Raw genomic sequence first — 13,161 nt, forward strand, 5'->3', positions numbered from 1 at the left:
CTGAGCTTCATCGAAGGTCGTGACAAGTGGATGGATTTGAACGCGCTGGTGCGCGTTCGTGCCACGCGAACGGTGCAGGGGAAAACATCTGTGGAAGAGCGCTTTTACCTCACCAGCTTGACTGGCAATGCTGAACTTGCGTTGCGAACAAGTCGGTTACATTGGGGCATTGAAAACAGTCTGCATTGGGTTCTAGACGTTGTTTTCAATGACGATGCCTCTCGCGTGAAGGATAAAAATTCTGGCAAGGTATGGGTGACAATCCGACAGGTGGCGGCTCACTTACTTCGCCGTCCACAAGCAGGAAAAGGCAGTCTCGAAACGAAGCGCTTCAAAGCCGCGATGGACACCGCTTATCTGGAAAAACTAATCACCTGACTTTGCGGTTGCCCTGGGCTGCTGGTAGAAGCGGACTCCTAAAGCTAACGGATAGAGCTAACGGACTCGGGCGCTTTCCCCAGATACGCGCCGCTGTAACTGGGAGCTACTTAGAGCATTTTGCAAAAAGATGGTGCTCTTTTGACCATCTTTTCGCCGAGTGGAACGAGTGAAAAACAATGGGCAGGACGTAGAATGAAGGGGGCGGCGGTGTTGTTCCGACATGCCCATCATTCCGGACAACTGCTCTAATGCAGCCTTTTGGGGCGCCGTTTCATAAATGGCGCAATGATGCAAGCTGCTTTAGGCTGGGGCGGTGGCGCGCCGCTCTCCTGCCAAACCGTCCCTGACCCAGCAGTGCCCCCCGCCCGACTTTTTGCTGGACGTGGTTGCGCGTTTGCTCCAGCGGTATGTGCCCGTGCTGCCTGCGCCGCGCCGCTTTCCGGAGCCGCTGAGTGGAGTCGTGCGGGTCTTGCTGGCCCAGCAGAACACCCGCTGGGTCGCCCAGCGCCAGTGGGAAGCCTTGCAAGCCACGTATCCGCAGTGGGAAGCGGCGTTGCTCGACGGCCCGGACGGTCTGGAAACCACCCTGCGGCGGGCGGGCGGCGGCCTGACCCGCATGAAGGCGGGCTACATCTACGGGGTGCTCGCGGCGCTGGAAGAAGCCCACGGTAGGCTGAGCCTGGAGTTTTTGCGCGACCTGCCCGACGCCGAGGCCCGCGCAGCGCTCGAAGCCCTGCCCGGCGTGGGGCAAAAGACGGCTTCGCTGGTGCTGCTCTTTGACCTGATTCGCCCGGCTATGCCGGTAGACGGCCATATCGAACGCTGGGCCAAGCGGCTGGAACTGGTACCCGAAAAATGGAACGTGAACAGGGTCGAAAAGTGGTTCGACGAGGCGTTGCCCCGCGACTGGGAGCTGCGCTACGGCCTGCACCTGTCGGGCGTGAATCACGGGCGGGAAACCTGCAAAAGTCAGCGCCCACTATGCGCCGAGTGCGTGCTACTCGAGCTGTGCCCCTCGGCGGGCATTGTTCTGTCTGGGGATAGAGAGTGAGCGGTCATCGTTGGCGTTAGCTGCGCTGCGCTCCGCCGTCCAGATAGATGCTCAGCAGACTCTGGGCCGTCTGCTGCGGGTCTTGAACGGGTGCCCCGCTGACCAGCGGGTAGATCAGCGCCAGTAACGCGCGGGTGTGGGTGGCGGCGGGCAGGTCGCCGCGCAGTTCGCCGCGTGTTCGGGCTTCTTCCATAAGCTGGCTCAGGCCGCCCATCCATACGCGGCGGTACTCGGTTTCAAAGGCGGTGCGGCGTTCGGGGCTGACGTGGCGCAGTTCGCCCGCGAGTTGCAAGCCTACCCGTTGATCCGGGGCCGTCGCCAGCAGGTCCTCGACCAGTGTAGACAGCTGCGCCCGGATGCCGCGCTGGGTATGGGCATGGGCCACGATGCGCCCCAGCGTGGACAGGGCACCTTCAAGCATTGCCAGAAACAGGGATTCCTTGTCGGCAAAGTGGTGGTACAGCGCGGGTTTAGTCACGCCGACCGCCTCGGCCACCTCGCGCATGCTGACCCCGTGATACCCACTGGCCACAAAAAGCCGCGCAGCCTCGCTTTGAATGCGGGCGCGGGTGCTGTCGGAAGAATGCAGGTTGCCAGTCGGGTGGGACACAGTCACCGCAGCATCATAACCCGCCGTGCGATCTGGTCAGAACTAGGCTGCTACCCTCAGACCATGACTGTTCCCCCGCCCGCGCTGCCCCCGTTCGAGCCCTTGCTGCTGGCCTTTGACCTCGACGGCACCCTGCTGGCCGACGGCGGCGTACATATGCCCCCGGACACGGCGGCGGCCCTGGGGCGGTTGCGGGCGCTGGGCGTCAAATTCGCCATTGTTACGGGGCGCGATACCCCGCCTGCCCCGGTGCGTCAGCAGATGCAGCCAGACGTGATCGCCACCAACAACGGGGGCCGCGTTGAGGTCGGGGGTACACTGCACCGGAGCGCGACTTTCGACGTCGCCGACCTGCGGGCTGTGCTGGCGCACGAATTAAAAGACGCCCGCACCGTGTTGTTCACCCGTGACCACCTGTATGTGGACTTGCCCGCTGGCCGCGACCCCGAGCCGTGGATGGTCGCCCGGTCGTACCGTCCCATCGAGGAAGCGCCGGAAGAAGGCATCCTGAAGGTCGGGTTTTACCACCCGGAAGTTGCTGGGCACGCCGGAAAACTGCGGACCAGTCACCCGCATCTGGTGCTCACGGGCGGGCAGGAGCCGTACCCGTACTTTCTGACGGTGACGCCGACGGGGGCTGACAAGGCGGCGGCCCTGGCCCTGGCAGCAGAGGCGCTGGGCATTGCACTGGAACGCACGGTGGCCTTTGGCGATAGCGACAACGACGAGGTGATGCTCGAAGTTGCCGGATTTGCCGTGCAGGTTGGCACCTTGCCGCTGCTGGAGCCACATGCCGATGCTCAGCTGCCCAGCCATCTGGAGCTGGGGGCGTATCTGGCGGCCCTGGCAGACAGGCTGGAGCGGGCGTAGCTCAATTTGGTGAGATCACTTGGCTTGTAAAGCTAAGCCGCAGAGCGAGCAGGAGAGAAGCGGGTTCCGGGCGTGCAGTTGGAGCAACGCCCTTGAGCCGCTGCCCCTCGCCGCGCTATGCTTTCCCCATGACCGTAAACGGTGCGTGGTGGTGGCCCGGCAATTGCCTGGGCTGACGCGCTGTTGTTTTTCCGTTTTCTGTGCGCCCAGGTGGAGTTTTGACCACCGGGCGCATTTTTCTTTGCTGTAAGGAGTCACATGCCCGACACTGTTTATACCGCCGTACACGAACTGAACGCCGACCTGGACACCCCCGTTACCGCCTACCTGAAAGCCGCGCAGGGCGAGACGGTTTCCTTCCTGCTGGAAAGTGTGGAGGCGGGCGAAAAACTGGGCCGCTACTCGTTTATCGGGGCAGGCGAACAGGGGCGATTTACCTACCGCGCCGGAAAAGTAAAGTCCAGCGGCGTATTCGGCGCGTTTGAGGGTGAGGTAAACGACCCGCTGGCGCGGCTGTACGCGGTCACGACCCGGCGGGTGGAGGTGCCGGTGGGGCTGCCCACCTTCATCGGCGGGGCGGTGGGCTACGCGGCCTACGACATCATCCGGGCGTATGAGACGCTCCCCGACGCCAACCCCGACGAGCTGAACGTGCCCGACGCGCACTTTATCGCGCCGCGTGGCACCGTGATTTTTGATCACCTTAAGCATCGCCTGATCGCGGTGGCGACAGCCCCGACCCAGGCCCAGGCCGACGCGGAAGTCGCCCGACTGGTCGCCCGGCTGCGCGGCCCGCTGCCGGAGGTGCCCGGCCAACAGCCCGCCGCTGCGCCGCACTTTTCCAGCAACCACACGCCGCAGGAGTACATGGACGTGGTGGCCAAGGGCAAAGAGTACATCCAGGCTGGGGATATTTTTCAATTCGTGCCGTCCCAGCGGTTTTCCGCCGAGCTGGGCGACCTCCACCCGTTCGCGCTGTACCGGGCTTTGCGGCGGGTGAACCCGAGTCCGTATCTGGGGTACTTGCAACTGGGTGAGGTGACTTTGGTCGCCAGCAGCCCCGAAAGTTTGCTCCGGAGCGACGGCGTCAACGTGACCACCCGCCCAATTGCCGGGACGCGGGTGCGGGGACAGACGCCCGCGCAAGACGACGCCCTAGCCGCCGAACTGCTGGCCGACGAGAAGGAACGCGCCGAGCACCTGATGCTGGTGGATTTGGGCCGCAACGACGTTGGCAAGGTCAGCGAATATGGCAGCGTGAAGGTGCAAGACGCTTTTTCGGTAGAGCGTTACAGCCACGTAATGCACATCGTTTCGGGCGTGACCGGCAAGCTGAGGCCAGGGCAGACGCCGCTGCACGCCCTTGCCAGCGTATTGCCGATGGGTACGGTGTCGGGCGCTCCCAAAATCCGCGCCATGCAAATCATTGATGAGCTGGAACCGGTGCGGCGCGGGCCTTACGGCGGCTGCTTTGGCTACGTGGCCTTTGACGGCAGCATGGACATGGCGCTGACGCTAAGGACAATGGTGATTGCGGGCGGCAGGGTTCATATTCAGGCGGGAGCAGGCATCGTGGCCGACAGCGTGCCGGAGCTGGAGGAGCAGGAGACGCGGAACAAGGCGGCGGCGCTGATGCGGGCAGTGGAATTAGCCGCACGCGGCCTCTAAGTGGTCAGCGGTGAGCGGGTCACAGCTTTCCGGCGGGCCGGGGAGCGCCCGCGACTTGGTGATTTGGCAAGAAGGGATGCCGGTGGTAGAGGCGTCTTATGTCCCGAGTGCCCGCTGGCCCGGCACCTCAGAGTTTCCTGGTCCGACCAGACCGCTCCACTGTTCAAGCCGCTCAATTCCCTCATGCGCCGAATTTCCCGGTTCATGAGACCTTTTGCAAAAGTCGCCCGGTTATTCTGATTAGGTTTGCGGCTCCTCGCTCTGCTCGGCGAAAGCAGGGATTCGGGGCGGCGCTACCCCCACTTCCGCAAGAGGTCTATTCAAGTTCAGGAGGCCCGAAAATGACATCTCCCACCCCACTTTCCACTTCGCACCCCCCACTCACCGTTTTGCTCATCGACAACTACGACTCCTTTACCTACAACCTTGTGCAGTATTTCGGTGAACTGGGCTGCGAATTGACCATCTGGCGTAGCGACCAGTTCACCCTGGACGACGTGCACAAGCTTAACCCCGACGCTATCGTCGTTTCGCCCGGCCCCGGCACACCGCAAGAGGCAGGCCAAAGCGTCGCCGTGATTAAGGAACTCGGCGCACATTACCCGATTCTGGGCGTATGTCTGGGCCACCAGAGTATCGGCGAAGCGTTCGGCGCGAAGGTAGAACGTGCCCGGCAACCTGTCCACGGCAAGACCTCGCAGGTGCGCCACGACGGTAGCGGCCTCTTTGCCGGATTGCCGCAAGGCGTGCCCGTCACCCGTTATCACTCGCTGGTGGTGCGTGACCTGCCGCCCGAACTGGTGGCGACCGCCTGGACATCCGACCCGCAAGAAGAAATCGTGATGGCCCTTCGCCACCGCGAATATCCCGTCTATGGCGTACAATTTCACCCTGAGAGCATAGAAACCCAGGCCGGAATGGACATGCTGCGTAATTTCCTGACCCTGGTGCGCGAACATAGAGGCGAGCCGAAATGACTAACCCTCCACCAGCCTCCCTGCCGCAAACTACGGGCCATAAGCCACAAGCCGCCGCCGCCCCCATTCACGCCCGCCTCATGAACGGCGAAATTCTCTCGCAGCCCGACGCCGCCGCCTTCATGCGCGAGGTCATGTCGGGCGAGATGAGCAGCGCCCGCCTCGCCGCCGCGCTGGCGGCCCTGCGTGTGCGGGGCGAAACCGCTGGGGAAATTGCCGGATTTGCTCAGGCTATGCGCGAAAATGCCGTGCACGTCAACGTGCAGCCGCGCGAGGTGCTGCTGGACATCGTGGGCACGGGCGGTGACGGGGCGCATACCTTCAACATCAGCACCACGGCGTCGTTTGTGGTGGCGGGAGCGGGGGTACCCGTCGCCAAACACGGCAACCGCGCCGCCAGCAGCCGTAGTGGCAGCGCCGATGTGCTCGAGGCCCTGGGCGTCAATCTGGACGCGCCGCGTGAGGTCATCGAGGACGCCATTAACACGTTGGGGGTCGGCTTTATGTTCGCCCGCAACTACCACCCGGCGCTGCGCCACGCCGCCCCTGTGCGTTCGGATTTGGCGGCCCGCACGGTGTTTAACATCCTGGGGCCGCTGGCCAACCCGGCGGGCGCGACCCATCTGGTGGTGGGCGTCTATCAGCCGAAGCTGACGCGCACGTTGGCTGAGGTTCTGCGGCTGCTGGGCAACAGCGGCGCGACGGTGGTCTACGGCGACGGCCTGGACGAGTTCACGGTTTGCGGCCCCAACACCGTTTCGGGCCTGCGCGACGGCGAAATTGTAGACCGCATCATACACCCGGAGGAATTCGGCGTCAGTCTGCACCCGCGTGAGGCGATTGTGGGCGGCACCCCCGCCGAGAATGCCGAAATTACCAGGGCGCTGCTCACGGGCGGCGGCACTCCGGCCCAGCGCGACATTGTGGCGCTGAACGCGGGGGCGGCGCTGCGGACGGCGGGCAAGGTGGACAGCATCAGGGAGGGCGTGGAGATGGCCCGTGAGGTGATGAAAAGCGGCGCGGGCTGGGACGTTCTCCAGCGGTACGCAGCATTTACGCGGAGCTAAGTACGTTGAACCTAACATTGCGAGATTCCGGGAAAGCACCGGAACCTCTCCATTCCCGCTCCAACGTACTTTCTTCTGCTACGCGCTCCGCGCGGTTTATCTACAAGATAAACGCAGTGTACTTAGCAGAGAACCTGGGCGGCACAGGCTCAAGCGCGTCCAGGAGACAGTGGCCCAGCTTGGTCAGAGGGCTTTAGAGCATTGTGCAAAAAGGTGGTGCTCTTTTGACCATCTTGTTGCCGAGTGGAACGAGTGAACAAGAAAGAGCAGGACGGAGAATGAAGGGGGGGCGGTGTTTTTCCGACGTTCCCTTCATTCGGAGAACGGCTCTAAGTGGCTTATACAGATTGCCGGTCTGTGCCGTTGACGGCCTGGTGCCTTTGCGGGTTGCCCGCTGCACGCCCGGAACCCGCTCTTCTTCTGCTCGCTTTGCTTAGGCCGGACTGAGGTTGGCGAACTTGACTAGCAGCTTTTTTGTCCCCGCGCTGGCAAAATGCACCGTGACCTCCTGCTTGTCACCCGTACCCGCCACCGCCAGCACCTGCCCCTCGCCAAATTTGGGATGCCGCACCTTTTCGCCGCCCCGGTAGGCCATGCCCGCCGTCATGGGGCTGGTGTTTTTGACGGCCACCGACCCGGCAGTGCTGGCCCGCACCGGCACCGTCGGGCGGTACTGTTTCCAGCTTTTGCCCCGGTAGTCGATGACCTGCCCGTAAGCGTCGACGGTGTCGAAGTGGCCGCCGAGTTCCTCCAGAAAGCGGCTGTCCTCGGCGGCGTTGGTCTTGCCATATTGCATGCGGTTCTCGGCGGCGGTCAGGAACAGGCGCTCCATGGCCCGCGTAATGCCCACATAGAACAGGCGGCGCTCCTCCTCGATGCCGCTTGGCCCCTCGGTGAGTGCGCCCCGGCTGGGCAGCAGCCCTTCCTCGGCCCCCACAATAAACACCACTGGAAATTCCAGGCCCTTGGCGTTGTGCATGGTCATCAGGGTAACGGCTTCTTCCGGCGCGGCCTTGTTCTCCACTTTGGTACGCATGTCGTCCACGCTCGACAGCAGCGCGGCGTCGTCCAGAAAGTCGGCGATGGTGCCTTCGTTGTCCTGCGACCATTCCTCGGCGGCGTTCAGCAGTTCGTCCAGGTTTTCCATTCTCACCTGGCCTTCTTGGCCCTCCTGGCGCAGCATGTCCAGGTAGCCGCTGGCCTCCATCACCGTGCGGAGAAACGGCCCCGGCGCGTGGGCCTCGGCAGCGTCGCTCAGGCCCTGCATCAGCGCGGCAAAGTCCACCACCTTCTGCGGCCCGCGTTCCAGAATCTGCTCGGCGTTGGCGCAGGCTTCCAGAATGCTGGTGCCCTTTTCGCGTGCCCAGTCCATCAATTTGCCCAGCGCCGTGTCGCCTATTCCGCGTTTGGGCCGCCCGATAATCCGCCGCAGCGCCACGTCGTCGGCGGGGTTGATGGCGAGGCGGGCGTAGGCCAGCACGTCGCGGATTTCACGCCGGTCATAAAAGCCCACCCCACCGACGATTTTGGCCGGAATCTGCACCCGCCGCAGCGACTCTTCCAGCTGGCGGCTCTGCGCGTTAGTGCGGTACAAAATCGCCATGTCGCTCCAGCCCTTGCCCTCGCCGCGCAGCCGCGTCAGCCACTCGGCCACGAAATCGCCCTCGCTGCGCCCGTCGGTAGCGCGGTGAAAGTAGACCGGGTGGCCGTCTTCCTTGACCGCCTTTAGGGTCTTATCTAAACGCTCGGCGTTGTTTTCAATAAGTTTGTTGGCGGCTTTAAGTACCCGTGCGCTGGAACGGTAATTATGCTCCAGCATATAGACTTTGGCGTCGGGATAATCTTTTTGGAAGTCCAGAATGTTCTGGATGTCGGCACCACGAAACTTGTAAATCGACTGGTCGGGGTCGCCCACTACAAGCAAGTTTCTATCTCTTGAAGCCAGCAGCCGCGTCAGTTCATATTGCGCCTTATTCGTATCCTGATACTCGTCGACATGAATAAACTTTGCCTTGTTCTGCACTTTGTCTAGAACGCCGGGAACTTCCCGAAAAAGCCTTACCGTCTCTGTAATTAAATCGCCAAAATCAATAGCATTTTGCGCCTTCTTGCGGCTTTCGTAACGCCTGTAACCTTCGGCGGCGGCTTCACGCGGAATTCCCGAGATGTAATGCTCGTGGCTGCGCTGTAAATCGTTCGGCGTCAGCAGATTGCTTTTGGCCCTATCCAGAATGCCCCGGATGGTGCGCGGCGTGGTTTCCGGGCCGATGCCGGGAATGCTGCCGATGATTTCCTTGAGCAAATCCAGCTGATCGTCGTCGTCGTAAATCACGAAACCGCGCTTCAGGCCGATATATTCGCCGTAGGCCCGCAGAATCCGCACGCCCGCGCTGTGAAAGGTGCTCATCCACAAGTCAGTCGCGCCCGGCACGAGGTGGCTGGCCCGCTCGCGCATCTCGGCGGCGGCCTTGTTGGTAAAAGTTACGGCCAGGATTTCGCCGGGCTGCACGCCGTAATGCTGAATTAAATGGGCAATGCGGTAGACCAGGGTGCGCGTTTTGCCACTGCCCGCGCCCGCGATGACCAGCGCTGGCCCGGTGAAGTGGTCGGCGGCCTGCGCCTGCGTGTCGTTGAGTTGCGAGAGAAGGTCAGAGTTAGGCGCGGAGGTCACTGAAAGAGTTTAGCAGGCTTGGTTATGTCGGGGGCGTAAAACAGTGCTTTCCCGTGAATCGCTGTGCTTCTCGCGCACCGGTAGTGTTCTGTTCCGCAGCTACTAGCCCCAGCGCCCCGTTACCAGCGCCACGCAAAAAGCTTGTCGCTGTCCTGTTCAGCAGCTTTCGGGGCGTCGCGGGGCCAGGTTCGACTAGCAAGGCTTTAGCCGGTTGCTTCGGCTTCGCCCCGCACGTTTGCGTCGGCGTCTTGCTTGAGCTTTTCGCGCCACTCGGTCGCAAGGTCTGGTCGCCCGGCGATCATCAGGCGCACGCCGTCGTCGGGGTCGGTGGCGAGCTGCTGCACTATCCCGGCAGTCAGTTCGGGCCGGATCGCTACGCTGCGGCGCACGCCCGCATTGGGGTCGGCGGCCAGCAACTCCAGAATGTTCTGCGGCAGCTGCTCGGCAAAGGCCACCGCCCGGCGCACTTCGGGGTTCTCGTCTTGCGCCAGGTGCCGCATTCGCGTCTCGCCCAGGTCGGGCCGCACGGCCAGAATGGTTCGCACGCTCGGGTCGGAGTCTTGCAGCAGGGTGTCTAGCACACTCTGGGCCAGGTTTTCGGCACTCGCCACATGCAGCCGGATGTCGGGTTCAGGGGCAGTTGCCAGGGCCAGCACCGCCTCATCGGGCAGATCGTTGCGGTCAAGCAGGGCGCGGCGCACCGCTTCCGATTCGTCGTGGGCCAGCTGCGCCAGCAGCTCGGGGCCAGCGTCGGGCCGCCGGGCCAGGGCCGCCCGCACGTCCGGGTCGGCGTCGTACTCGGCCTTGCTCAGCCACGCGGCGGGTACTTTCCAGGCTTGCAGCGCGGCGGCCCGCACCGGGCCGTAGGGGTTGGCCGCCAGCCATTCGCGCACGCCCAGGGGCAGGTCCACGCGGCGGGCCAGGGTCGCCAGCACGTCGCTGTCGCCGTCAGCGGCCAGCGTCAGCATGCAGTCGAGCGGCAGATCCAACCGCCGCGCAATGTTCGCCCGCACCATGCTGTGCCCGTCGGCGGCCAGCGTGCGAACCACCTCGCCCGGCAGATCGGTGCGGATGGCGACTGCTTTACGCACGTCGTAGTCGTCGTCGGCAGCCAGACTGGTAATCAGGTGCGCGGGCAGGTCGGGGCGCTTGGCGACCGCCTCACGTACCTGCCAGCCCACGTCCTGCGCCAGCGCTCCGAGTCTGTCGCCCTGTATGGCCGGATGCGCCGCCAGCTCTGTTCTCACCGTGTAGTCCTCGTGGCGGCCCGCGCCCTCGATGACCCAGGCCGGAACGTCGGGCAACCTCAGCAGCGCGATCACCCCTTCTGCCGGAAACACACTCAGCAGGCTGGGCCGCGCCAGCCGCAGCAGCGGTAGCCCCGGATTACTGATGACTTCGCGCGGAAAGCTGGCCGCCAGATTGCCTAGGATTTCCAGCGGAGTGTTGGGGTGCTGGGCGACCAGCGCACGCACGCGGGCGTCGGGGTGGGCACTGAGGCCCGAGAGCACGTCGGAAGTTGCCCGTGGGTTGGCTGCCGCCTCCAGCGCACCGGGCACCCCCAGAACCGTCAGGGTGCGCGGGTCAAGTTCGGAAAACGTCATGCCACAGATGATGGCAGACTCGGCCCGCCCGTGTGCTCATCAGCTGCGTTTCATGAGGGCCGGGTAGCGTACTGGTATGCGCCGCGCCTCTGTCCCTCTTGCCGCCCTGACCGCTTTGCTCAGTAGCTGCACCATCGGGGCACACTTTTCGCCCGTCACACCCTTCGAGCAGGCCACCAACGGCCTCTATGAGGGCGAAGGCAATGGCGTCACCGGGCGTGTGCCGTACCGCCTGACCCTGAGCGTGCAGGACAAGGCGGGCCGGGCCAACGGCGTGTTGCAGAACCTGGAAAGCAAAAAGACCTACACCGGCAGCGGCACCATTAAGGGCACATCCGGGAGCGCCCAGCTCGACATGAATTTCTATGAAAACGGCGACAAATACCGCGCTGCTCTACATGCCGAACTTTCGGACGGGCACATTATCGGCAGGATTCGCACCGTGCTGCTGGGCCAGGAACTGTTTCCCTACAATATCAACCTGAAAAAACTGGGCGGCGCGGCTCCTCAGCCCTGAGCCGGGGAGACAAGCAACGTTTCGAGCACCTGCCGTAGCTTGCCCGGCAGTTCGGTGGGGCGGCGTGAGGCGCGGTCTACATACACATGCACGAAAAACCCCTGGGCACAGGCCGCCGCCTCCTGCTGGCGGAACACCCCCAATTCGTAACGCACGCTGCTGCGGCCCAGGTGCGCGACCCGCAGGCCGATCTCCAGCACGTCGGGAAACGCTGCCGGGGCAAAAAACTGGCAGCCCGTTTCGGCGACCAGCCCGATCACCACGCCGCCATGAATGTCCAGTGCGCCCTGTTCGATCAAGTAGCGGTTGACCGCCGTATCGAAATACGAGTAGTACGTCACGTTGTTCACGTGCCCGTAGATATCGTTATCGGCCCAGCGCGTCGGCACCTTGACTCGGACAGGAAATTCGCTGATGGCGGCGGGTTGTGGACGGGTCACGCTTCAGCTTAGAGCAGTTCTCCGAAATGATGGGCACGTCGGAAAAACACCGCCGCCCCCTTTATTCTCCGTCCTGCTCTTTTTTTCACTCGTTCCACTCGGCAAAAAGATGGTCAAAAGAGCACGATCTTTTTGCAAAATGCTCTAAGCCACAAGATTTAACCTGGAACCTGGCAGTTCAAAAAGCATAGGCAGACTGAGCTTGGTCAACGACTGATACAGACACTCACCGGATCGCATCCACAACGGCCCGGTTCAAGCGGCAGTCCGGACTACCCCCTGACTTCTGCGGGCACCTGCTCGTCGGCAAACACCTGCCGTAAAAACGCGCCCTGAGTCAGCACGCGCTGGGCCGCCACGTAGTCCTGGCGCAGCGCCTCGTCTACACCCCGGCTAATCAGTTCGAGCTGCTCTTGCAAGGTGGTTTCGGGGTCATGGCCCTGGGCCTGCAACTGGGCGCGGGCGGGGGCCGAAAGATTCAGGTAGGCCCGCAGCGTGCCGGGCAGGTAATCGCTCTGCGCCTGGCGCACGATAAACGTGCTGCGGGTGTCCAGACTGGCGGTGTCGGCGTCGTGCAGGCGGCACAGCAGGGCCAGGGCGTACAGCCGGTGCGGTTCGGGCAGGCGCAGGGCCAGCGTCGCGGCGTCGTCCGGTGCGGGCGGTGTGCGGGTCGGGGCCTCTTGCGCGAGGGTGTGTTCCAGCCGCAGTTTTTCCAGCAGGTGACGGTGCTGCATCTCGCGCCGGAGCAGAGGGGCGCCGAAGACAAGTGCAAAAAAGCCGAGGGGAACCAGAACATGCTCCATACCAGACCTCCAGAGCGCAGCTTAAGCCAGCCCCGCATGAGTTTCGTTCACCTGGGGAACGGGGCGTGCGTGTTCCAGAGCTGACGCTTGCCCGGCACCGGCTCCATTACAATGCTGTTCATGTCGAGGATTTTGTCGGCGAGTTCAGGCGTGAGGACAGGCGCATAACCGGGCCGTCTCATTCAGTTGTGTTCAAGGGCAAGCGGGTGCGCGAGCTGTCTGGCGACGCTGCCGTGAGTGTGGTAGATGTATCTAAGGCGTACCGCAATGCCGGTGGACAGTCAACGCCGGTGCTGCGCGACATTGACCTGGATATCCGCAAGGGCGAGTTCTTTAGTCTGCTGGGGCCGTCGGGCTGCGGCAAGACGACGCTGCTGCGTATTCTGGCGGGCTTCGAGCAGGCCGATTCGGGCGCGGTGGTTATCGGCGGGCGCGACATGACCGGGATTCCGGCGCACCGCCGCCCCGTGAATACCGTGTTCCAGAGTTACGCCCTCTTTCC

The 13,161-nt window shown here is 63.2% G+C and carries 13 protein-coding genes; 8 read left to right on the forward strand and 5 right to left on the reverse strand.

The genetic code is table 11. The features are described 5' to 3' along the window. Both QZ269_RS09695 and nth read left to right on the forward strand, forming a co-directional pair. A partial coding sequence (locus QZ269_RS09695; RefSeq protein WP_291426510.1) for an ISAs1 family transposase occupies positions 1-378 on the forward strand: 378 nt, incomplete at its 5' end. A 316-nt stretch (positions 379-694) separates the two neighbouring features. Continuing rightward, complete coding sequence (gene nth, locus QZ269_RS09700; protein ID WP_291426511.1) at positions 695-1,432, forward strand: endonuclease III; 738 nt, start codon at positions 695-697, stop codon at positions 1,430-1,432. Positions 1,433-1,448: 16 nt separating this feature from the next. On the opposite strand, the gene QZ269_RS09705 is transcribed toward nth, so the two are convergent. Beyond that, positions 1,449-2,048, reverse strand: coding sequence for a TetR/AcrR family transcriptional regulator (locus QZ269_RS09705; protein ID WP_291426512.1), 600 nt, complete (start codon positions 2,046-2,048; stop codon positions 1,449-1,451). Positions 2,049-2,105: 57 nt separating this feature from the next. On the opposite strand from QZ269_RS09705, the gene QZ269_RS09710 reads away from it, so the two are divergent. The 4 genes from QZ269_RS09710 (at position 2,106) to trpD (ending at position 6,624) form a co-directional block, all read left to right on the forward strand. Further along, positions 2,106-2,912, forward strand: a complete 807-nt coding sequence (locus QZ269_RS09710) for an HAD-IIB family hydrolase (RefSeq protein WP_291426513.1) — start codon at positions 2,106-2,108, stop codon at positions 2,910-2,912. A gap of 258 nt (positions 2,913-3,170) precedes the next feature. Beyond that, entirely contained in the window at positions 3,171-4,580 is a 1,410-nt protein-coding gene (trpE, locus tag QZ269_RS09715) for an anthranilate synthase component I (protein ID WP_291426514.1), read from the forward strand. 341 nt (positions 4,581-4,921) lie between these two features. After that, entirely contained in the window at positions 4,922-5,557 is a 636-nt protein-coding gene (locus tag QZ269_RS09720; RefSeq protein ID WP_291426515.1) for an aminodeoxychorismate/anthranilate synthase component II, read from the forward strand. Next, positions 5,554-6,624 carry an anthranilate phosphoribosyltransferase gene (gene trpD, locus QZ269_RS09725; protein WP_291426516.1) on the forward strand — a complete coding sequence of 357 codons (1,071 nt, stop codon included), beginning with the start codon at positions 5,554-5,556 and terminating at the stop codon, positions 6,622-6,624. The genes QZ269_RS09720 and trpD overlap by 4 nt, the downstream gene beginning before the upstream one ends. A gap of 433 nt (positions 6,625-7,057) precedes the next feature. Here the strand turns inward: trpD and QZ269_RS09730 are convergent, their stop codons facing one another. Then, positions 7,058-9,295 carry an ATP-dependent helicase gene (locus QZ269_RS09730; protein WP_291426517.1) on the reverse strand — a complete coding sequence of 746 codons (2,238 nt, stop codon included), beginning with the start codon at positions 9,293-9,295 and terminating at the stop codon, positions 7,058-7,060. Between the two features lie 203 nt (positions 9,296-9,498). Continuing rightward, positions 9,499-10,899, reverse strand: a complete 1,401-nt coding sequence (locus QZ269_RS09735; RefSeq protein ID WP_291426518.1) for a hypothetical protein — start codon at positions 10,897-10,899, stop codon at positions 9,499-9,501. Positions 10,900-10,975: 76 nt separating this feature from the next. Between QZ269_RS09735 and QZ269_RS09740 the strand changes: the two genes are divergently transcribed. Further along, positions 10,976-11,416, forward strand: a complete 441-nt coding sequence (locus tag QZ269_RS09740; protein WP_291426519.1) for a hypothetical protein — start codon at positions 10,976-10,978, stop codon at positions 11,414-11,416. On the opposite strand, the gene QZ269_RS09745 is transcribed toward QZ269_RS09740, so the two are convergent. Together QZ269_RS09745 and QZ269_RS09750 are read right to left on the reverse strand one after the other, a co-directional pair. Beyond that, positions 11,407-11,856 carry a thioesterase family protein gene (locus QZ269_RS09745; protein ID WP_291426520.1) on the reverse strand — a complete coding sequence of 150 codons (450 nt, stop codon included), beginning with the start codon at positions 11,854-11,856 and terminating at the stop codon, positions 11,407-11,409. The genes QZ269_RS09740 and QZ269_RS09745 overlap by 10 nt on opposite strands. A gap of 272 nt (positions 11,857-12,128) precedes the next feature. Continuing rightward, entirely contained in the window at positions 12,129-12,659 is a 531-nt protein-coding gene (locus tag QZ269_RS09750; RefSeq protein ID WP_291426521.1) for a hypothetical protein, read from the reverse strand. A 206-nt stretch (positions 12,660-12,865) separates the two neighbouring features. Between QZ269_RS09750 and QZ269_RS09755 the strand changes: the two genes are divergently transcribed. Further along, positions 12,866-13,161: ATP-binding cassette domain-containing protein (locus QZ269_RS09755; protein ID WP_367272270.1), on the forward strand; the 296-nt coding region annotated here is incomplete at its 3' end.

Origin of the sequence: Deinococcus sp. (genome assembly GCF_018260405.1) — a bacterium.
Taxonomy (GTDB): domain Bacteria; phylum Deinococcota; class Deinococci; order Deinococcales; family Deinococcaceae; genus Deinococcus.

What these genes read in the sequence shown, in the direction of transcription:
- QZ269_RS09710 (WP_291426513.1), top strand. Translation starts at nt 2,106, where the DNA reads ATGACTGTTCCCCCGCCCGCGCTGCCCCCGTTCGAGCCCTTGCTGCTG.
- trpE (WP_291426514.1), top strand. Translation starts at nt 3,171, where the DNA reads ATGCCCGACACTGTTTATACCGCCGTACACGAACTGAACGCCGACCTG.
- QZ269_RS09720 (WP_291426515.1), top strand. Translation starts at nt 4,922, where the DNA reads ATGACATCTCCCACCCCACTTTCCACTTCGCACCCCCCACTCACCGTT.
- trpD (WP_291426516.1), top strand. Translation starts at nt 5,554, where the DNA reads ATGACTAACCCTCCACCAGCCTCCCTGCCGCAAACTACGGGCCATAAG.
- QZ269_RS09735 (WP_291426518.1), bottom strand. Translation starts at nt 10,899, where the DNA reads ATGACGTTTTCCGAACTTGACCCGCGCACCCTGACGGTTCTGGGGGTG.
- QZ269_RS09740 (WP_291426519.1), top strand. Translation starts at nt 10,976, where the DNA reads ATGCGCCGCGCCTCTGTCCCTCTTGCCGCCCTGACCGCTTTGCTCAGT.
- QZ269_RS09750 (WP_291426521.1), bottom strand. Translation starts at nt 12,659, where the DNA reads ATGGAGCATGTTCTGGTTCCCCTCGGCTTTTTTGCACTTGTCTTCGGC.